An 18,075-nucleotide genomic window follows, 5' to 3' on the forward strand; every position below is an offset into this window, starting at 1 on the left:
AACCCCGAGGAGCAACCATGACCACGTCCCACCCCGACGTGACCGAAGAGCAGGCCCGGCAGCTGCGCGAGATCGTCATCGACGTGCTGGAGCTGGAGCCCGAGGAGCTGACGGAGACCAGCCACTTCGTCAACGACCACGAGGCCGACTCCCTGCTGGCCATCGAGATCCTCGCGCGGATCGAACAGGACCTGGACGTCGAGATCCCGCAGGACCAGCTGCCTGAGATGGTCAACCTCAGCGGAGTACGGGACGTCTTCGCCCGCAACCGAAAGGGTGCGGATCAGTGACCCGGTCCGCGAACCGGCCGGGCCGGCGCGTGGTGATCACCGGGCTGGGGGCGGTGAGCAGTGCCGGTATCGGTGCCGACGACTTCACCGCCACCATCCGGGCCGGCCGGTGCACCACCGGCCCGATCAGCGGTTTCGACGCCACAGGCTTCCCCCACCGCAACGCCGGCGAGGTCACCGGCTTCCGGCCGCGGGAGTGGCTGTCCCGGATCGATCCCGAACGGTGGGGCCGCAGCAGCCAGTTCGCCGCCTCCGCGGCCCGGCTGGCGGCGCGCGACGCGGGCCTCGGACCCCAGGACCTGGCCCGCGCCCGGGCGGGCTCGGTCATGGGCACCACCAGTGGCGAGTCGGCCGCCGTCGAGCAGCTGGTCGGCCAGTGGCGCGGCGACGGGCTGAAGTCCCTGGCCCCCGCCGTGGTCCAGGCGGTTCCGGCGGGCCGGATCGCCGCCGCCGTCAACACCGAACTCGGTCTGGAGGGCGAGGCGCTGACCCTCGCCACCGCCTGCTCGGCCAGCAACTACGCGCTCGGCTACGCCTGCGACATGGTCGCGCAGGGCGAGGCCGACTACATGTTCGCCGGCGGCGCGGACTCGGTGAACCGCTGGGCGCACGCCGGGTTCTACCGGCTCGGTGCGCTCGCCGAGGAGGTCTGCCGCCCCTTCGACGCCGGACGGGCCGGCATCCTCACCGCCGAGGGCGGCGTCGCCCTGCTGGTGGAGCCGTACGAACGGGCGGTCGCACGCGGCGCCCGGATCTACGCCGAGGTCCTCGGCTACGGCCTCAACTGCGACGCCGACCACATGGTGCACCCCAACGCCGCCACCATCGCCCGCTGCATCCGCCAGGCCCACACCAACGCCGGTGTCGCCCCCGAGCAGATCGACTACATCTGCGCCCACGGCACCGGCACCCGCACCAACGACGCCACCGAAGTCGCCGCGGTGCGCGAGGTGTTCGGGACCGGCATGCCGCCGATCAGCTCGATCAAGTCGATGATCGGCCACACCATGGGGGCGGCCAGCGGCTTCGGGGCGCTGATCTGCTGCCGGGCCCTGTACGACGGCTTCCTGCCGCCGACGGCCAACGTCGAACGGGTGGACCCGGAGCTGGGTCCCGGTCTCGACCCGGTGCCCGGCACGGCCCGGCCGGCCGCACCTCAGGTGGTCCAGAACCACGGTTTCGCCTTCGGCGGCAACAACGCCATCGTCATCCTGGGGAAGGCAGCATGAGCACCGACACCGCCCGGCTCCCGCGCTCCGCCGACGAGCCCGCCCCGGCCCTGGCCACGCTGGCCGTGACCTCCGCCGCGGCCCTCTCCCCGGCCGGCGTCGGCAGCGCGGCGCTGACCGCCGCCCTCTCCGGGACCGCCGGCACCGCGGCCGCCGGGGAACTGCCGGACCTCGGCGGCGAGACCCTGCCGCCACGGCCCGTGCGGGCCGTCCCGCCGCTGCCGTACGAGGAGCTGCTCGGCCGCAAGGGCCTGCGCAACCTGGACCGTACGACCCGGCTCGCCCTGGTGGCGTGCGATATGGCGCTGGCGTCGTACCCCGGGACGGTCAGCCCGGGTGCGGGCGTGGTGATGGGCACGGCGACCGGTTCGGTGCGCAGCTCCGGCGAGTACTCGCTGCGGACCCTCCAGGCCGACCGCCCCTACCTCGTCAACCCCAGCCTCTTCCCCAACACCGTGATGAACTGCGCCGCCGGCCAGGTCGCCATCCGCAACGGGCTGCACGGTGTGAACGCCACCGTCGCCGGCGGTGCGCTCGCCGGCGTCCAGGCGCTGCGCTATGCGCGCAACGCCATCCGGCAGGGGCAGGCCGCGTGCCTGCTGGTGGCCGGTGCGGAGGAACTCAGCGCGCAGAGCGGCTGGGGCTGGCAGCGCTCCGGCGCGCTGCGGCCGGACTTCCCGCTGGGGGAGGGCGCCGCCGCGCTGGTCGTCGAGCCGGAGGAGCGGGCCCGCGCCGGGGGCCGCCCGGTCCTTGCCCGGGTGCTCGCGGCCGAAGTGGGCTTCGCGCCTCGCGGGCGCCTGGCCGCCGCCCTGGCCGGGTGTATCCGCAGGGCCCTGGAGCGCAGCGGGGTCGCGGCGGCCGACGTACGGTGCGTGGCGCCGGGGGCGACGGGGCAGGTCGGCGCCGACCGCCTCGAACTGCGCGCCCTGCGCGACGCGCTGGGGACGTCCGCCCTCCCGCCGGCCGTGGACGTCCGCCAGGCGGTGGGCGAGACCTTCAGCGCGACGGTCCCCCTCCAGCTCGCCGCGCTGGTGGAGACCTGGCGGCAGCGCGGCGCCCACCCCGGTGAGGCGGCGCTGATCACCGCGCTGGGCCACGACGGCTCGGTCGGCTGCCTCGTGGTGCGCGGGCCCGCGGACCGCCCGGTCCGCACGGATCCCAGGTGAGGCAACTGCCCGACACAGCACGGCATTTCGGGCGGCGGCTCCGCTCCCCCAGCGATTCACCACCTCTTGCGAAAGGACATTCCATGTCACCGTCGCTGACGGAGCGGTCCGACGCCACCACCCTCGCCACCGCCGACCTCATCGAATCCTGCCGCGAGGGGAGTCAGGCGGCCTGGGTGGCGCTGGTGCGACGCTTCTCGCCCCTGGTGTGGGCGGTGGCCCGCTCGCACCGGGTGAGCAGGACGGACTGCGAGGAGGTCTTCCAGCAGACCTGGCTGCGCGCCTACCAGGGGCTGCACACCCTGCAGTCGCCCGAGCGCTTCGCCGCCTGGCTCACCACCTGCGCCAAGCGCGAGAGCCTCAAGCAGCGCGAACGCGCCCTGCGTTATGTGCCGGTGGGCGGACCGGAGGTGTTCGACCGGCCCACCGCCCCGGACTCCGGCCCGGAGAGCGCGGTGCTGTCCAACGAGCGCCGGGACGAGGTGCTCGACGCCCTCGGCCGGCTCTCGGCCCGGGACCAGGCACTGCTGGGCATGCTCAGCGCCGACGAGGAGTGCAGCTACGACGAGGTGAGCCGCCGGCTGGGCGTGGCCCGCGGCTCGGTCGGCCCGCTGCGGGCGCGGGCGCTGCAACGGCTGACCAAGCAGCTGGCCGCGGCGTCCGCGGAGCCCGGCACGGGGTGAACCGGGCCGCCCCGACTGCGGGCGCACCGCGGGCCGTCAGCCTGCTGCCGGGCCGCGCCTTCGGCCACCACCGCCGGGTGCGGGAGTGGCCGAAGGCGCGGCCCGCTCTCGTGGTGCGGGGTGGCCGGCGGAGGGGCCGAGCGGGGCCCGGCACCGGCTACCCGCCGGATATCGGCCAGTTGGCGACGCGCTCGACCAGGTACTCCGGCACCTCGTCCGCCGGCTCGTACGCCGCGTCGGGGCATCCGTGGGCATCCGCGTCGTCGGGCTCCTCCGGGGTGCCCGGGTCCGGCGCCCTCACAAACTTATGCCGCCGTCAATCTGCAGGACCTGCCCCGTGATGTAGGCGGCCCGGTCCGATACCAGGAACGCGGTCAGGTCGGCGACCTCCTCGGTCGTTCCGAATCGCGCCATCGGAATACCGGCCAGTGCGCGCTCTTTCGCCTGCTCGGTGAGTTCGTCGGTCATATCGCTCTCGATGAATCCGGGTGCCACGGCATTGACCCGTACGCCGTAGCGGGCCAGCTCCTTGGCGAGCGAACGGCTGAGGGCGTTGACGCCGCCTTTCGACGCCGCGTAATTGGCCTGTCCGGCGTGGCCGTGCACACCGGACACCGACGACATATTGACGATCGCGCCCGTACGGCGGCGCACCATCTGGAATCCCACCGCCCGGCAGAAATGGAAAGTGCCGGTCAGGTTCGTGTCGATGACCTCGGTCCAGTCCTCGAACGGCATCATGACCAGGTTCCGGTCCCGGACCACGCCGGCCGAGTTCACCAGCACGTCGATCGGTCCCAGCTCCCGCGCGACCCGCTTCACAAAGCGCCCGACCTCGTCGCCGTCCGCCACGTCGCACGCCTGGTAGAAGTGGGCCGCGCCGTGTTCGGTCAGCAACTCCGCGGTGCTGCCGGCGGATTCGCCGCGCCCGCAGTAGGCGATGTCGTACCCGTCCGCGGCGAGCCGGCGGGCGACCGCCCGGCCGATGCCGCGCGTACCACCGGTGACCAGGGCGACGGGGCGCCGGTTGTCCGGCATGGTTCCCTCCTTTGCGCAGGTGCGGTTGTCCCTCGCGGCCGGTGCCCTCACTCGGCCGGCGCCGTCCGGTGTACCGGCAGCGGCGCCCCGAGCTGCACATAGACGTCCAGCAGATCGTCGGAGAGCCAGTACTCGGCGATCCGTCCCGCCGCGTCGAGGCGCAGGATGTCGACCCCCTGCTGCTCCACGGTGGTGCCGGGCGCGGCCGTCGCGCCCTCGGGGCGTCCCGACCGCCAGTCTCCGGTGAACCGCCAGCGGCCGATGAGGTGGCCGTCGTCGGTGAACGGCCCCAGCACGGTGCGGAACCGGGCCCGGTCGTAGGAGGACCGGAAGGCGTCGATCCAGGCGACCAGCCGCTCACGGTCCGGGATGCCGGCGGGGTCCGGCATCCCGTAGCGCGGCAGGTGCAGCGTCACCTGGTCGGCGACGATGCGCGCGGCGTTGTCGTAGTGGCCGTTCCAGATGCCCAGCCACTGCTCCCAGAGGTCGGCGGCCGCCCGCGGCGGTCGTGCGGCATCCCGTTCGTTCACCGCTGCTCCCGGGGCGCGGAGGTGCCGGGCACCTGGTCGGTCTCCACGCCCTGCGTCCATGCCTCGGTGACCTGGCCGTCGACGATCCGCAGGATGTCCACCCCGGACCAGTGGATGGTCCCGCCGGGCACGTCGGAGGGCCAGCCCGTGCGGCCGAGGCACTCCGCGGTCCCGTACCAGCGCCAGACGGCCAGTTCGCCGTCCTGAATGGGGCCGAAGTCCGTCTCGTAGCGCAGGCTCGCGAACTTGGACCGGAATCCGGCCACCCATTCGGCCAGCGCCGCTCCGTCACGAATGGCGGAGGTGTCGAATACCGCCGCTTTGGACGGCAGATGGACGCGGAAGTCGTCGCCCACAATCCTGAGTGCGGCCCTCGGGTCCTCGTTCCACATTTCCAGCCAGATCTTCCATACTTCGGCAGCTGTGCGCGCCATTCGACGGTCCTTTCCCCTTGGTGCGGCGGGCCGAAAGGGCCCGCCGAGCGGCTTTCCTCTGACACAGAGCCGCCGGGCGGTCACCCGGATACATCCGGAATCCCGCCGCGGGAGAAACGGCGAACCGCGGGCCCGAAGTCACCACGCGCACCGGAACGTGCGGCCGGGGGTGTATCCACCGATGGGTCCGCCGGGTCTGTAGTGACGTAAGTGACGCAGCGAATCCCCGAATGGCCGGGGCGCTTCTGACGGAACTCCGCGGACGCCGCGGCGTTCCGTCAGAAGCGCCCACGCCACCCTCCGCGGAACGACCGGAGCACGAGGAGCCCACTCATGCGGTTCGGCGAGAACGTGACGATCGATGCGGCCGTCTGCTGGCTGCCCCCCACCCGGCAGTCCGCCGCGTCCCAGGTGTCCGACGGCGTGCTGACTCCGGCGGAATCGGCGCAGTCCGGTGTGGTGGAGGTGCCGGTCGCCGTCGAGCACGCGGCCCCCGAGATGGCCGTACTGGCCGGCCGGCGCGCCCTGCGGCAGGCCGGGGTGGCACCCGCGGACGTCGATGTGCTGTTCCACAGCTGGACCTACCACCAGGGGCACGACTTCTGGTCACCGGCCCACTACGTGGCCGACGGGGTCGGCGCGGTCAACGCGGTACCGGTCGGCATCGCGCAGATGTGCCACGGCGGCGCCATGGCCCTGCACGAGGCCGCCCTGCACCTGTGCGCCGACCCGTCGGCCGGGGTCGCGCTGGTGACCACCTCGGACCGCTTCCAGCGGCCCGGCTTCGACCGCTGGACCAGCGACTCGCACGTCGCCTACGGGGACGGCGCCACGGCCGCGGTGCTCACCCGCTCCGGCCGCGGTCTGCGGCTGCTGGCCCAGACCGTCCGCGCCGCCCCCGACATGGAGAGCATGTACCGCGGTGACGACCCGTTCAGCCCGGCGCCCTTGGAGCACAGCCGCCCGGTCGACGTCCGGCGTACGAAGAAGGCGTTCGCCGCGGCGGGCGGCATGGACCGGTTCGCCGAACGGGCGCCGGTCGCCATCGGCGGACTGATCACCTCCGCCCTCGCCCAGGCGGGCCTGGCGCCGGGCGACCGCCGGGTGCGGCATGTGCTGCTCCCCCGGCTCGGCCCGGCGACCCTGGAACGCACCTATCTGCCCGTCCTGGAGCGGCAGTTGCCGCACGCCGCCGTGCACCGGCCGGGCGCCCGCACCGGCCACCTGGGCAGCGGCGACCTCCTCGCCAACCTCGCGGTGGTGCAGCGCGAGGCGCTCCTCGCCGCCGGGGAGGTGGCGCTGCTCCTCACCGGCGGGGGCGGATTCACCTGGTCGTGCACCGTGCTGGGCCGCGGCACCGGACCGGACGGCCCCGCCGGGGACGGAGCGGCACCGTGCTGACCGGCGTCGACGTACTGCGGATCGGGGAACTCGACCGGCTGCTGCGACGCCCCTGGTTCCGGGCCTACGCCTTCGCCGCGGAGGAGCTCGACCATGCGGCGGTCTGCGGCCCCACCCGGGCCCGGGAGTTCCTCGCCGGCCGGTTCGCGGCCAAGGAAGCGGTGGTCAAGGCGCTGGGCGTCGGCTTCGGGTCCGGAGTGCGCCCCCACCACGTCACCGTACGGCGCTCCGCGGACGGAGCGCCCTCGGCCCAGCTGTCCGGTGCGGCCGCGCGGGTCGCCGACCGGCTCCGCCTCCAGGAAATGAGGGTCTCCATCGCCCACAAGGACGAACTCGTCGTGGCCACCGCCGTGGCGACCCAGCACCCGCCTCCCCCGCCCCCCGCGCCCCCGCGGGCCGTCCCCCACCCGTACGAGGAAGAGGGCATGTCACCGCAGTCCACGACACCCGAGGTCCCCCCGGCCGGGACGTCCGCCGAAGAGGCCCCCGTCACCGCGTTCCTGCGGGTGCGGATGGCCCAGCACGACGCCCACTACGGGGGCGGCCTGATCGACGGCGCCCGGATCATGCAGCTGTTCGGCGATCTGCTCACCGAGATCACCGTGCGGACGGACGGCGACGAGGGGCTGCTGTCGGAGTACTCCGACATCCGCTTCACCGCCCCCGTCCACCCTGGCGACTACCTGGAGGCGACCGCGCGCCTGGTCCGGCGGACCCGGCTGCGCCGCGTCGTCGCCCTGGAGGCGCACCGGGTGATCGCCGCCGGCGGCGCCGACCGGCCCAGCGCCGCCCGGTTGCTCGCGGCCCCCCAACTCGTCTGCCGGGCGACCGCCACCACCGTCGTGCCGATGGGTGCGGCGTCCTCCCGGAAGGAGCAGCGATGACGACGGCACGGACCCCCGCGCCGGTCCACCTCCACGACACCCTCGACGCCGCCGCCCGGAACCACCCCGACGCACCCGCCGTCGTCTGGCAGGAGACCACCCTCACCTACCGGGAACTCGCCGCGGCCAGCACCTCGGCCGCCAGCGTCCTTGGCGCCCACGGCGTGCGGCGGGGCTCGCGGGTCCTGGTCTCCGCCGCGGACGGGCATGCGGTGGCCGCCGCGGTGTACGGCGCCTCCCGCCTGGGCGCGGTCTTCAGCGTGCTCCACGAGGACGTCCGCGGCGCGCCGCTGATCCACGTCCTCGACGACGCCGAGGCTGCCCTCCTGGTCACCGACGACGAGGCGGCGGCGCAGACGGCGCACGAGCGCGGGGTGTCGTGCCTGCGCGCGGCGGAGCTGCGGTCCGGCGACGCCCCCGACGGCCTGCCGGACCCGGGCACCCTCACCACCGACCCGGCCTGCCTGATCTACACGTCCGGCACCACCTCGCTGCCGAAGGCCGTGGTCGGCACGCACCAGCAGATGCTGTTCGCGATGCGGGCCATCCAGGCCGAACTGCACCTGCGCTCCGACGACATCGTCTACTGCCCACTGCCGCTGTCCTTCGACTACGGGCTCTACCAGCTCTTCCTGGCCGCCCTCAGCGGCGCGGCGCTGCGGCTGGCGACCACCGCCGAGGCCGGCCCGCCGCTGCTGCGCGGCCTCCAGCGCAGCGGCGCCACGGTGCTGGCGGGCGTGCCCTCGGTCTCCGGCACCCTCGCCTGGCTCGCCAAACGGGCCCCGGGGTCGCCGCTGCCCAGGCTGCGGCTGCTGACGAACACCGGCGCGGCGCTGCCCGCCCGCACCATGGCCGATCTGCGCGCGCACCTGCCCGCACTGCGCATCCAGGTCATGTACGGGCTGACCGAGTGCAAACGCGCAGCGATCATGGAGCCGGACGGCGATCTGAAACGGCCCGGCTCCTGCGGCCGGGCGCTGCGCGGCACGGAGATCGTCATCCTCGACGACGAGGGCGTCGAACTCCCGCCGGGCGAGATCGGGCAGATCGCCGTCCGCGGCCCGCACGTCATGGCCGGCTACTGGCGCCGCCCGGAACTGACCGCCCAGCGCTTCTGGCGGCGCGAGGGGCTCTTCCCCGAACTGCGCACCGGCGACTACGGGCACCTCGACGCGGACGGCTACCTCTACTTCTCCGGCCGCCGCGACGACCTGTACAAGGAGCGGGGGTTCCGGGTCAGCTGCACCGAGGTGGAGGCCGCCGCCCTGCGCATCCCGGAGGTCACCGCCGCCGCCGTACTGCCACCGGAGGACGGCCGCCCCTCCGTACTCGCCGCCGTCACCGACCTGACCAAGGAGGAGGTGCTGGAGCGGATGCGGGAGCAGATCGAGCCGTTCAAGGTCCCGCGCCGCTGTGTGCGGCTGCCGGAACTGCCGCTCAACGGCAACGGCAAGGTCGACCGCGCCCGCCTCAGGGCTCTGGCGGAGCGGAGGCCGTCATGACGGATCGCCAGTTCTTCGTCCTGCTGGGGCCGGACGGGGCCGGGAAGTCGTCGGTCCTGGCCGAGGTCGCGCGGCGGCAGCCGGAGTGGCGGACGCTGTCCACGGACAGGGAACTCACCGCCGAGAGGCATGCGCTGATCACCCAGTTGCGCCGCAATGTGGTCGAGGACGTGCTGCCCGGACTGGGCGGAGCGTACTCGGCGGACTTCCTGGCCAGTCTGCTGCAGACCGCCGTGGTGCATCTCAGGGACCAGATGACGGCCCAGGACCCCGGCACCCCGCTCCTGATGGACTCCTACTACTACAAGATCCTGGCGAAGTGCCGGCTGGCCGGCGTGCGGGCCGGTCCGCTGTTCTCGTGGTGGCGGTCCTTCCCGCAGCCGCGCGGAGTGCTCTACCTCGATGTCGCGCCGGAGTCCGCATGGCGGCGCAGCGCGAACGGGGCGCGGCTCAACCCCCTGGAGTACTTCGGGAAGCGCCCCGAGTGGGACGGCTTCGAGAGCTATCAGAAGCAGCTTCGGAAACTGATGCTGGAAGAGGTGCGGCAGTTGCCCGTGGAGATGCTCGACGAGCAGGACAGCGTGGCGGGGACCGCGCAGCAGGTGCTGGAGGTGCTGTCCCGGTGAGCGCGGCCGGATCATGGGGCACCCCGGGCCACACCGAACGGTACCGGGCGCGGGTGTTCCAGGAACGCGACCGCCTGTCGGCGTCGTTCGCCGCCATGCGGCAGGAGCAGCAGCGGGTCCTTGCCGACCTGTTGGACTTCAACGCCGGCACCGAGTTCGGCAAGCGCCACGGATTCGCCGGCATACGGACGATCGACGAGTTCCGCAGGGCCGTTCCCCTCCAGGACTACTCCGCGCACGCCCCGTACATCGACCGCATGGCGGCGGGCGAGACCGATGTGCTGTCGGCGGACCCGCCCGTCGTGTACTTCACCAGCAGCGGCAGCACCGGAGCGCACAAGAAGATCCCGGTCACCCGGCGCTTCATGCGCACGACCTTCTTCCCGTTCTACTACGCGGCCTGGGCACCGCTCCTGGAGCACTTCCCGGAGGTGCTGAGCCGCCCGGACGCCGTGCTCAACCTCAAGCACGACCCGCTGGCGGCGCCGCCCACCACGGCGGACGGGCGGCCGCATGTGGGCGCCAGCCAGGTGGACTTCGGCGAGATGTTCGGCGAACCGCTCTCGGCCGAACCCGGCACCGGGGCGCCCTGGGCGACCCTGCCGGTCGACGTCGCTCCCGACGACCATCTCCAGAAGGCGTATCTGCGGCTCCGGCTCGCGGTGCAGAGCGATCTGCGCTGCCTGATCGGCATCAACCCGGCGATGATCGCCGCCGTCCCGTACCAGCTGAACCTGTGGTGGCCCCGGATCGTGCGGGAGGTGCGCGACGGCACCCTGGGCGGGGTGCCGCACCGGGCTCCCGATCCGGAGCGCGCCCGCGAACTGGAGCGGCTGGCGGACTACTTCGGCGTGGTGCGACCGGCCCAGGTGTGGCCGCGGCTGCGCGCGCTGTTCTGCTGGACGACCGGTGTGGCGTCGCTCTACATGCCCGCGCTGCGGGAGGAGTTCGGGGCCGGCGTCACCGCGCTGCCGGCGCCGGTGGCCGCGTCGGAGGGGCCGACGGGCGTGGCACTGGACCGGCACGGCTCGGCGGGGAGCCTGGTGGTGTCCGCGTCGGTCTACGAGTTCGTGCCCGCCGACGACGACCTGCTGCCCGGCACCGAGACCCTGCTGCCGCACGAACTCGAAGCGGGCCGCGACTACCACGTGGTCTTCAGCCACGTCGGAGGTCTGTACCGCTACGCGGGCGGTGACGTGGTGCGCGTGGTCGACCGGGTGGGCGGGGTGCCGCGTCTGGAGTACGCCGGCCGCAACACCCGCTCCGACGCGGCCGGGGAGCGGCTGCGCGACGCCCAGGTCGTCCGTGCGCTGCACCGCGCGCTGGGGGCCACCGGCCTGCGACTGCGCAATGTCGCCTGCCGGGTGGAACCCTCGACGGGGGCGGCGGTGCGCTACACCTTCGCGCTGGCCGCCACCACACCCTGGAGCGCGGCGGAGGACGCGCGCTTCGCCGCCCTGCTCGACCAGGGCCTCACCGCGGAGTCCGCGGACTACGGGCGGGCGCGGGCCGGCGGCCGGCTCGACGCCCCCGTGCTGCGCCACCTCGACCGCGACGCCTTCCACCGCGACTGGCACACGGCCGTCGCCGGCGGCATCCGCCCGACCCAGGTCAAGGACCGGATGTTCCGGCAGGACGACGCCCTCTGGCAGCGCCTGACCCACACCACGACGGACGGGGAAGAACCGGCATGACCGACCTGCTGAACGCCGTCGAGCGCACCGCTCTGCTCACCGCGGCCCTGCGCGCCGCGGAGACCCGCCGCCCGGACCGGCTCTACGAGGACCCCTACGCCGCCCGGCTCGTGGGCGAGGCGGGCGACGCACTGCTCGCCGAGGTCCGTGCCGCGACCTTCCCGCCCGACCGGCCGCGCAGCCTTCCCAGCACCCCCGACTACAACGCGATCCGCACCCGCTTCTTCGACGACTTCCTCCAAACGGCCGCGCGGGAACCGGAGATGACCCAGATCGTGCTGGCCCCGGCCGGTATGGACTCCCGGGCCTACCGACTGCCGTGGCCCGACCACCTGCGCTACTTCGAGGTCGACCGGCCGGCCGTGCTGGCGTTCAAGGAGGAACGGCTCCGGGGCGTCGCGCCGCGGGTCGACCACCGCACCGTCGCCGTGGACCTCACCGCCGAGGACTGGGAGAGCCGCCTCGTCGCGGCCGGCTACGACCCGGCCCGGCCGTCCACCTGGCTGCTGGAGGGGCTGCTCTACTACATCCCCGAGCCGGACACCCACCGCATGCTGGAGCGGGTCGCCGCCGTCACCGCACCCGGCAGCCGCATCGCCGCCGACATCGTCAACGCGGCGGCCCTGACCCTGCCCCATATGCAGGGGCTGCTGAACGTCTTCGCGGGGTGGGGCTGCCCCTGGCTCTTCGGCAGCGACGAGCCCGAGGCGCTCTTCGACCGCTACGGGTACGAGGTCCGCGCGGTACAACCGGGAGAGCCGGAGGCGGACTTCGGCCGATGGCCGGACCCGGTGCCCGAACGGGACGTCGAGGACGTCCGCCGGGTGTTCTTCGTCCACGGGCGGCGGCGGTGACCACGGACGCCGTGCTCATAGCGGGGGCCGGTATCGCCGGCCTCGCCACCGCACTGGCACTGCGCGAGCGCGGCTACCGCGTACGGATCCTGGAGCGGTCCGGCCCGCCGCCGGAAGGACCGGCCGGCAAGGCCGCCGAGACCTGGCAGCGGCCCACCGTGCCGCAGAGCGCCCACTCCCACGTCCTGACCTCCCTCGGCATGCGGGTGCTGGCCGAGCGCCTGCCGGGCCTGCTCGACGCCCTACGGGAGGAGGGCGGCCATACGCTCGATGTCACCGCCGCCGCGCCCCGCACGGCACCGGGGCGCGTCCGGGAACCGGCCGACGATCGGCTGGTCGCGCTCGCCATGCGCCGCCCCGTACTGGAACTGGTACTGCACCGCGCGGTGCGCGACACCCCCGGCATCGAGATCGTCTACGGAACCGCGGTCCGCGGTCTGCTCCTGGCTCCCTCCGGGTGCGCCGTCGCCGGTGTGGTCACCGACCGGGGAGCGCACCTGCCCGCCCGGGTGGTCGTCGACGCCTCCGGCCGCAAGGCCGCGTCCCGGTCCTGGCTCGACGCGGCCGGCGTCCCCCTGGCCGAGGACCGCACCAGCCCGACGGCGGTACGCGTCGTCACCCGCTTCTACCGGCTGACCGGCTCCGGGCGCCCCGGACCGCTCAACCGGGGCAACGCGGCCGGCGGCATCCACAGCCACTACGCCGCCGTACTGCACCCCGCCGACGGCGCGGTGTTCGCCGTCTCGCTGGGACTGCTCACCGGGGACCCGGCGACGCGGGGGCTGCCCACACCCGACGCCTTCACCGCCGCCGCCCGGCTGTCCCCGTACCTGGGGCCCTGGTTGGCCGACGGCGTCGCCGTGCCGATCACTCCGGTGCGCGCCCACACCTTCGCACCGAACATCCTGCGCGGCACCGCCACCGCCCGGCAGCGGCCGGTGGCCGGGCTGTTCCCCGTCGGGGACGCCGCCTGTGTCACCGACCCGCTCTACGGACGCGGCGTCTCCCTCGCCTTCGCCCATGCCTTCGCCCTGGCGGACCTGCTGGACGCCCAGCCGGCCGTCGGCGCGGCACAGAGCGAGCGGGCCGCGCACCTCGTCGAGGAGCTGTTCGGCCCCTGGTACGCACAGGCGGCCCAGGACGGCCTGGCGCGTATCGGGCTGTGGCGGGCGGCGGCCGACGGAACACCACCGCCCCGACAGGGCACCGCGGACGCTGCCGGCCGACCCTCCATGGCGTCGATCGCGGCCGCGGCCGCCTCCGACCCCACCGTGTGGCGCGGGCTCACCCGCATGCTGATGACCCTCGCCACCCCCGCCGAGGTCTTCGACGACCCCGCCTTCCGGGCACGGGTGCGCCGGGCCCGCCCCCTCGACGGACCGGCCGGACCGCTGCCGCCGACCCGGGAGGAACTGCTGGACGCCCTGGCCACCGGCCGAGGAGCACAGCGGTGACCCGCCGTCCGACCGTGCTCCTGGCGCCGGTCACCGTCACCCCCGCCAAACCGCTGACCCCCAGCCACCTCAAGGGGCTGCTGTGGACCGATGTGATGTACCGGGCCACCGCGCAGCTGGCCGAGGTGACCTACCGCTACAGCCACACCACCTACCACCCCACCGAACAGACCCTGGGCTTCTGGGAGTTCCTGGACCGCACGGGCGGCGACACCGACTACTCGACGCTCGCCGAGGAGGAGATCGGGCAGCTCTACGTCCGCTACCGGGCCGAGGACCACCGCCCCTCCGCCGAGGACCTGCGCCCCTATGAGGAGGCCGTGGAGAACGGCGGCTGGGTGCACCCCGCCAGTGCGCGCATCCTGCGCCTGTGGGCCGGCCACTACGCCCGGCTCGGACTGCACGACCCGGGGCTGGAGCGGCACCAGCCGCCCGGCCTCGGACTCGACGAGATGATCGGCCGGCTGGTCTCGGAGGGCACGGGGCTGGACCAGCGGGACTGCGGCGGCCCCGTCTACCTCGACGCCACCCGGTTCGGCCTGCCGCTGCGCCAGATCGTCTCCCCCGACGGACGCCCCAACTACCTGGCCTGCGCACTGCGCGAGCTGCTGCCGCTGGTCCCCCGGTACGACGAGGTCGTCCTGCTCTACGACCGCGAACTCGACCCCGACTACCAGCTGTTGCAACGGGTGCTCACCGGCCCGGGCCGGACCGTCCACCGGGTGCCGGTCGGCCGGGTCCCCCTCGACGGAAAGATCGCCTCGGCCCGGCACGGCGGCTGGCACGCCTACACGGTGCCGGCGCTGCTGCGCGCGATGGGCGACGACCACGCCCCCGCGGTACGGCGCCTGGGCCTGCGGCTGTACTTCATCGCGACCCTGGGCCCGGGGCAGGCGCAGTCGTTCCGCCACGACCTCCTGCGGCAGTGCCTGCTGCGTGCCGAGCGGCTGCTCGACCGGTCGGAGGCGGCCGAGCGGAGCGACGGCCCGCCCGACGTGCCGGCCGCCCTGGCCCGCCACCGCCGCGACCACACCTATGTCGACCCCTACCGGCTGACCTCGTCCCTGCTCGGCAGGAGACGCCCCGCCCCGGACCGCGCACTCCTCTCCACGGTGTACCTATGACCCTCTCCCCCGAACTCCTCCTCGACAATGCCGCACAGCGCCTGCGCACGGCCCGGCCCGAGCTCTCCGGACGCCTGGACCTGTCCAGCCCGCGGGCGCTGCGCGCGGCGAAGGGCCGGATCGCCGCCCTGGGCGGGCCGGACGGTGCCGGCGACGCCCTGGTCGTCTCCGTCGTCAGCCGCTTCGACCTGCGGAGCTGGGTGCGGGAGACCTGCCGCTTCGCGCTCGGCCTGACGGCGGACGAGATCGCCGCCTGGCGGCGCTCGTTCACCCGCACCGTCTACCTGTCCGGCCGCCCGGACAACCTCCGACAACGCTTCCCCTTCGGCCACATCGGCGACGACGGCGCGGTCGCCTGGACCCGCCCCGCCCCGGACGCGGCCACGGCCACCCTCCGCCGGTTGCTCAAGACCTTCGACGGCCCCCAGCCGCTGACCTCCTGGCGACCGACGACCGTCGCTGTCCCCACCGCCGCCCCGGACGGCCGGGCGCCGCTCCACCGCGATGTGTACGTGGCCACCGCCAAGGCCACCGTCGCCACGGTGCTCGTCCAGCTCAACCATCTGCTCGCCGAGGCGGTCATGGACGGCCTGATCGCCGGCGGAGACCGGCTGACCGTACGGGCGGTACCGCGGCTGACCGGCGTGGGCGAGCCGTTCGCGGCCCTGCGGATCGACACCGACACCCATCGTCCGGACGAGCTCCAGGCTCACGCCGGCCTGACCGAGGAGACCCGCCATGCCCCCTCCCCCTAGCACCACCACCGCCCCCACCCACCACGCCGCCCACCCCCTCCACCCCATCCGCCTCGGCGTGCACGGCTCACCGCGGCTGGCCGCCGAACTGATCGCCGCGGCGGGCCACGACCGGCGGAACGTGGAGTTCGTCCCCTACGAGGTGGCCGACCCGTTCGGCCCGCTGCGCGCCGGCGAGATGGACCTCCTGATCGTCAAGTACCCGCTGCACGAACCGGACCTCGCCTTCAGCAGGCCCGTGCTCTTCGACGACCGGGCCCTGATCCTCGGCGCGCACCACCCCCTGGCGACCCGCGCGACCGTGTCGGTGGAGGAGGCCGCCGACTACGACACCTTCAGCTGCCCGGGCGACTTCCCCCCGTACGTCTGGGACCAGGTCGTACCGCCCCGCACCCCCGGCGGCCACCCGGTCCGCCGCGTCCACCCCATGACCACCGTGGCGGAGATGGTGGACCTCCTCGCCCACTCGACCGCCGTGCACCTGTCGTTCCACTCGCTCAAGGACGTCCTTCCCCCGCACATCCGCACCGTCCCGCTCCACGACCTGCCCCCGGCCCCGGTGTCCCTGGCCTGGCGCCGCGACGCCCAACTCCCCTCCCCCATCCGGCAGTTCATCACCGACGCCGAACGGAGCAGCCAACCATGACCCCCACGAACAGGCCCCCCGTCGTCCTCCTGCACGCCCTCCCCCTCGACTCCTCGATGTGGGACGCCCAGGCGCGCCGGCTCCGCGCACGCGGGCACCCCGTACTCACCTACGACCAGCGGGGCTTCGGCGGCACGCCCCTGGGTACGGACCCGCCCTCGCTCGACCTGGTGGCCGACGACCTCGCCCACCGGATGGACCAGCGGGGGATGTCCCGCGCCGTCGTGGTCGGCGCCTCCATGGGCGGCTATGTGGCGATGGCCTTCCTTCGCCGCCACCGCGCCCGGGTCCTCGGCCTGGGCCTGCTGTCCACCAGGGGCACCGCGGACAGCCCGGAGGGCGCCGCCCAGCGGAGGGGCTTCGCCGAGCTGATCCTCGACGACTCCCAGCGGGACCGCCTCGTCGCCCGCACCACGCCGATGCTCCTCGGGGCCACCACCCGCTCCGTATCGCCGGACACGGTCGCACGGGTGGTGTCGCTGGCCGCGGCCGCCGCCCCGGAGGCCGTCGCCTGGGCGCAGCGCGCCATCGCGGCCCGTCCGGGCGCCATGGACGACCTGCGGACGATCGACGTACCCGCCCTGGTCGTCGCCGGCGAGGAGGACGAGCTGGTCTCCCTCGGCGAGGCACGCCACCTGGCCTCGACTCTGCCGCACGGACGGCTCGTCACCGTCCCCCGAGTCGGCCATCTACCTCCGGTGGAGGCACCGCAGCGCACCACGGACGCCCTCGTGGAGCTGCTCGACACCGTCGGCGCGGCGGAGCGGAACGGAGCGGACGCATGCTGAGCGACGACCACGAGTCCTGGGGCTACACCTCCTCCACCGGCCTGGGTTTCACCCGCAACGACATCGTCGAGGCACACTTCGCGGCCTGCGCTCCCTACTACCGCCAGGCCCTGGACGAGGCGGGCGTCGAAGCGGGCTGGCACGTACTGGACGCGGGCTGCGGCAGCGGCTCCTTCCTCCCCCTGCTGGCCGAGCGCGTCGGCCCCACCGGCCGGCTGTCGGCCATCGACCTGGCCGAGGAGAACGCCTCCCGAGCCGCCGCCCGGATGCGCGAGCGCGGGGCCGGCCCCCCGGCCGACGTCCGCCAGGGCGACGTCCTCGACCTCCCCTACGAGGACGCCACGTTCGACGCCGTCTGGTGCGCGAACACCACCCAGTACCTGAACGACGGCGAACTGCTCCGCGCCCTGCGGGAGTTCCGCCGAGTCGTCCGCCCGGGCGGGGTCGTCGCCGTCAAGGACCTCGACGCAAGCCTGATCACCGCACGCCCCGGGGCCGACCCCTTCCTCTTCACCGACTTCTTCCGCACGGCCGCGCGCGCCCCCGGATACGCCCGCCAACTCCTCCGGGCGCGCGACCTCTACCGATGGCTGACCGAGGCGGGACTACAAGCGGTGCGACAGCGCACCATCGTGATGGAGCACTACGCCCCCATGGACCCGGCCGTCCGCCGCTTCTACGGCCTCGCCTGCGCCCGCATCGCCCAACAGGCCACCGACGCCGCCCACGACGGCGACTGGCAGCCCTTCCTGGACCCCGACGACGCGACCAACCCCCTCAACGCCCCACTCGGCTACATCAGCGAGGGCAACGTCATCACTGTCGGCACCGCACCGAAGGCCGCCGGGAACCCCTGACCGTCCTCGGCGGCGAGGGGTTCGAACTCCGCTGCGGTGGCGTTCACTTGACCATCCAACGCGTCCCGGTCTGGCTGATCACCCTGATAGTCACAGGCACCAGCGCAGGTACCGCTTGGT

At 73.9% G+C, this 18,075-nt stretch carries 20 protein-coding genes; 16 read left to right on the forward strand and 4 right to left on the reverse strand.

Annotated elements, in window-relative coordinates; genetic code table 11:
• The first annotated feature begins 17 nt into the window (after positions 1 to 17).
• From ACZ4NB_RS22195 to ACZ4NB_RS22210, 4 genes are all read left to right on the forward strand, one after another.
• Positions 18 to 290: an acyl carrier protein gene (locus tag ACZ4NB_RS22195; RefSeq protein ID WP_467663957.1), complete on the forward strand. Its 273-nt coding sequence runs from the start codon at positions 18 to 20 to the stop codon at positions 288 to 290.
• A complete protein-coding gene (locus tag ACZ4NB_RS22200) occupies positions 287 to 1,519 on the forward strand; it encodes a beta-ketoacyl-[acyl-carrier-protein] synthase family protein (protein ID WP_467663959.1) in 1,233 nt (410 codons plus the stop codon). Before ACZ4NB_RS22195 ends, ACZ4NB_RS22200 begins: the two co-directional genes overlap by 4 nt.
• Positions 1,516 to 2,685, forward strand: a complete 1,170-nt coding sequence (locus ACZ4NB_RS22205) for a beta-ketoacyl synthase N-terminal-like domain-containing protein (RefSeq protein WP_467663961.1) — start codon at positions 1,516 to 1,518, stop codon at positions 2,683 to 2,685. Before ACZ4NB_RS22200 ends, ACZ4NB_RS22205 begins: the two co-directional genes overlap by 4 nt.
• An 83-nt stretch (positions 2,686 to 2,768) precedes the next feature.
• Positions 2,769 to 3,368, forward strand: a complete 600-nt coding sequence (locus ACZ4NB_RS22210; RefSeq protein WP_467663963.1) for an RNA polymerase sigma factor — start codon at positions 2,769 to 2,771, stop codon at positions 3,366 to 3,368.
• Between the two features lie 157 nt (positions 3,369 to 3,525).
• Here the strand turns inward: ACZ4NB_RS22210 and ACZ4NB_RS22215 are convergent, their stop codons facing one another.
• Genes ACZ4NB_RS22215 through ACZ4NB_RS22230 form a run of 4 tightly spaced genes read right to left on the reverse strand, consistent with a single transcriptional unit; the run spans position 3,526 to position 5,370 of the window.
• Entirely contained in the window at positions 3,526 to 3,669 is a 144-nt protein-coding gene (locus tag ACZ4NB_RS22215) for a hypothetical protein (protein WP_467663965.1), read from the reverse strand.
• Positions 3,666 to 4,406 carry a 3-oxoacyl-[acyl-carrier-protein] reductase gene (gene fabG, locus ACZ4NB_RS22220; protein WP_467663967.1) on the reverse strand — a complete coding sequence of 247 codons (741 nt, stop codon included), beginning with the start codon at positions 4,404 to 4,406 and terminating at the stop codon, positions 3,666 to 3,668. The genes ACZ4NB_RS22215 and fabG overlap by 4 nt, the downstream gene beginning before the upstream one ends.
• 47 nt (positions 4,407 to 4,453) lie before the next feature.
• On the reverse strand, positions 4,454 to 4,936 hold the full coding sequence (locus ACZ4NB_RS22225) for a hypothetical protein (RefSeq protein WP_467663969.1): 483 nt from the start codon (positions 4,934 to 4,936) through the stop codon (positions 4,454 to 4,456).
• Positions 4,933 to 5,370, reverse strand: a complete 438-nt coding sequence (locus tag ACZ4NB_RS22230; protein WP_467663971.1) for a nuclear transport factor 2 family protein — start codon at positions 5,368 to 5,370, stop codon at positions 4,933 to 4,935. Before ACZ4NB_RS22230 ends, ACZ4NB_RS22225 begins: the two co-directional genes overlap by 4 nt.
• Before the next feature lie 333 nt (positions 5,371 to 5,703).
• On the opposite strand from ACZ4NB_RS22230, the gene ACZ4NB_RS22235 reads away from it, so the two are divergent.
• The 12 genes from ACZ4NB_RS22235 to ACZ4NB_RS22290 are packed head-to-tail and all read left to right on the forward strand — an operon-like array spanning position 5,704 to position 17,955.
• The gene (locus tag ACZ4NB_RS22235) at positions 5,704 to 6,771 is read left to right on the forward strand and encodes a ketoacyl-ACP synthase III family protein (RefSeq protein WP_467663972.1); all 1,068 of its coding nucleotides are present in this window, start codon (positions 5,704 to 5,706) and stop codon (positions 6,769 to 6,771) included.
• Positions 6,765 to 7,655 (forward strand): holo-ACP synthase, encoded by an 891-nt coding sequence (locus ACZ4NB_RS22240; protein ID WP_467663973.1) that lies wholly within the window; start codon positions 6,765 to 6,767, stop codon positions 7,653 to 7,655. Before ACZ4NB_RS22235 ends, ACZ4NB_RS22240 begins: the two co-directional genes overlap by 7 nt.
• Entirely contained in the window at positions 7,652 to 9,157 is a 1,506-nt protein-coding gene (locus tag ACZ4NB_RS22245) for a class I adenylate-forming enzyme family protein (protein ID WP_467663975.1), read from the forward strand. The genes ACZ4NB_RS22240 and ACZ4NB_RS22245 overlap by 4 nt, the downstream gene beginning before the upstream one ends.
• A complete protein-coding gene (locus ACZ4NB_RS22250; RefSeq protein ID WP_467663977.1) occupies positions 9,154 to 9,783 on the forward strand; it encodes a hypothetical protein in 630 nt (209 codons plus the stop codon). The genes ACZ4NB_RS22245 and ACZ4NB_RS22250 overlap by 4 nt, the downstream gene beginning before the upstream one ends.
• Positions 9,780 to 11,477 carry a GH3 family acyl-acid amido synthetase gene (locus ACZ4NB_RS22255; protein WP_467663978.1) on the forward strand — a complete coding sequence of 566 codons (1,698 nt, stop codon included), beginning with the start codon at positions 9,780 to 9,782 and terminating at the stop codon, positions 11,475 to 11,477. The genes ACZ4NB_RS22250 and ACZ4NB_RS22255 overlap by 4 nt, the downstream gene beginning before the upstream one ends.
• Positions 11,474 to 12,331, forward strand: a complete 858-nt coding sequence (locus tag ACZ4NB_RS22260; protein WP_467663980.1) for an SAM-dependent methyltransferase — start codon at positions 11,474 to 11,476, stop codon at positions 12,329 to 12,331. The genes ACZ4NB_RS22255 and ACZ4NB_RS22260 overlap by 4 nt, the downstream gene beginning before the upstream one ends.
• On the forward strand, positions 12,328 to 13,785 hold the full coding sequence (locus ACZ4NB_RS22265; protein ID WP_467663982.1) for an FAD-dependent oxidoreductase: 1,458 nt from the start codon (positions 12,328 to 12,330) through the stop codon (positions 13,783 to 13,785). Before ACZ4NB_RS22260 ends, ACZ4NB_RS22265 begins: the two co-directional genes overlap by 4 nt.
• Positions 13,782 to 14,909 carry a hypothetical protein gene (locus ACZ4NB_RS22270; RefSeq protein WP_467663984.1) on the forward strand — a complete coding sequence of 376 codons (1,128 nt, stop codon included), beginning with the start codon at positions 13,782 to 13,784 and terminating at the stop codon, positions 14,907 to 14,909. Before ACZ4NB_RS22265 ends, ACZ4NB_RS22270 begins: the two co-directional genes overlap by 4 nt.
• On the forward strand, positions 14,906 to 15,664 hold the full coding sequence (locus ACZ4NB_RS22275; RefSeq protein ID WP_467663986.1) for a DUF6182 family protein: 759 nt from the start codon (positions 14,906 to 14,908) through the stop codon (positions 15,662 to 15,664). The genes ACZ4NB_RS22270 and ACZ4NB_RS22275 overlap by 4 nt, the downstream gene beginning before the upstream one ends.
• Positions 15,648 to 16,310 (forward strand): LysR substrate-binding domain-containing protein, encoded by a 663-nt coding sequence (locus ACZ4NB_RS22280; protein WP_467663988.1) that lies wholly within the window; start codon positions 15,648 to 15,650, stop codon positions 16,308 to 16,310. Before ACZ4NB_RS22275 ends, ACZ4NB_RS22280 begins: the two co-directional genes overlap by 17 nt.
• A complete protein-coding gene (locus tag ACZ4NB_RS22285) occupies positions 16,307 to 17,098 on the forward strand; it encodes an alpha/beta fold hydrolase (protein WP_467663990.1) in 792 nt (263 codons plus the stop codon). Before ACZ4NB_RS22280 ends, ACZ4NB_RS22285 begins: the two co-directional genes overlap by 4 nt.
• A complete protein-coding gene (locus ACZ4NB_RS22290; RefSeq protein WP_467663992.1) occupies positions 17,092 to 17,955 on the forward strand; it encodes a class I SAM-dependent methyltransferase in 864 nt (287 codons plus the stop codon). The genes ACZ4NB_RS22285 and ACZ4NB_RS22290 overlap by 7 nt, the downstream gene beginning before the upstream one ends.
• Positions 17,956 to 18,075: the final 120 nt, after the last annotated feature.

It is taken from the genome of Streptomyces sp. NPDC026575, from assembly GCF_055567415.1.

What these genes read in the sequence shown, in the direction of transcription:
- ACZ4NB_RS22235 (WP_467663972.1), top strand. Translation starts at nt 5,704, where the DNA reads ATGCGGTTCGGCGAGAACGTGACGATCGATGCGGCCGTCTGCTGGCTG.
- ACZ4NB_RS22195 (WP_467663957.1), top strand. Translation starts at nt 18, where the DNA reads ATGACCACGTCCCACCCCGACGTGACCGAAGAGCAGGCCCGGCAGCTG.
- ACZ4NB_RS22290 (WP_467663992.1), top strand. Translation starts at nt 17,092, where the DNA reads ATGCTGAGCGACGACCACGAGTCCTGGGGCTACACCTCCTCCACCGGC.
- ACZ4NB_RS22245 (WP_467663975.1), top strand. Translation starts at nt 7,652, where the DNA reads ATGACGACGGCACGGACCCCCGCGCCGGTCCACCTCCACGACACCCTC.
- ACZ4NB_RS22260 (WP_467663980.1), top strand. Translation starts at nt 11,474, where the DNA reads ATGACCGACCTGCTGAACGCCGTCGAGCGCACCGCTCTGCTCACCGCG.
- ACZ4NB_RS22250 (WP_467663977.1), top strand. Translation starts at nt 9,154, where the DNA reads ATGACGGATCGCCAGTTCTTCGTCCTGCTGGGGCCGGACGGGGCCGGG.
- ACZ4NB_RS22230 (WP_467663971.1), bottom strand. Translation starts at nt 5,370, where the DNA reads ATGGCGCGCACAGCTGCCGAAGTATGGAAGATCTGGCTGGAAATGTGG.
- ACZ4NB_RS22205 (WP_467663961.1), top strand. Translation starts at nt 1,516, where the DNA reads ATGAGCACCGACACCGCCCGGCTCCCGCGCTCCGCCGACGAGCCCGCC.
- ACZ4NB_RS22285 (WP_467663990.1), top strand. Translation starts at nt 16,307, where the DNA reads ATGACCCCCACGAACAGGCCCCCCGTCGTCCTCCTGCACGCCCTCCCC.
- fabG (WP_467663967.1), bottom strand. Translation starts at nt 4,406, where the DNA reads ATGCCGGACAACCGGCGCCCCGTCGCCCTGGTCACCGGTGGTACGCGC.
- ACZ4NB_RS22280 (WP_467663988.1), top strand. Translation starts at nt 15,648, where the DNA reads ATGCCCCCTCCCCCTAGCACCACCACCGCCCCCACCCACCACGCCGCC.
- ACZ4NB_RS22210 (WP_467663963.1), top strand. Translation starts at nt 2,769, where the DNA reads ATGTCACCGTCGCTGACGGAGCGGTCCGACGCCACCACCCTCGCCACC.
- ACZ4NB_RS22275 (WP_467663986.1), top strand. Translation starts at nt 14,906, where the DNA reads ATGACCCTCTCCCCCGAACTCCTCCTCGACAATGCCGCACAGCGCCTG.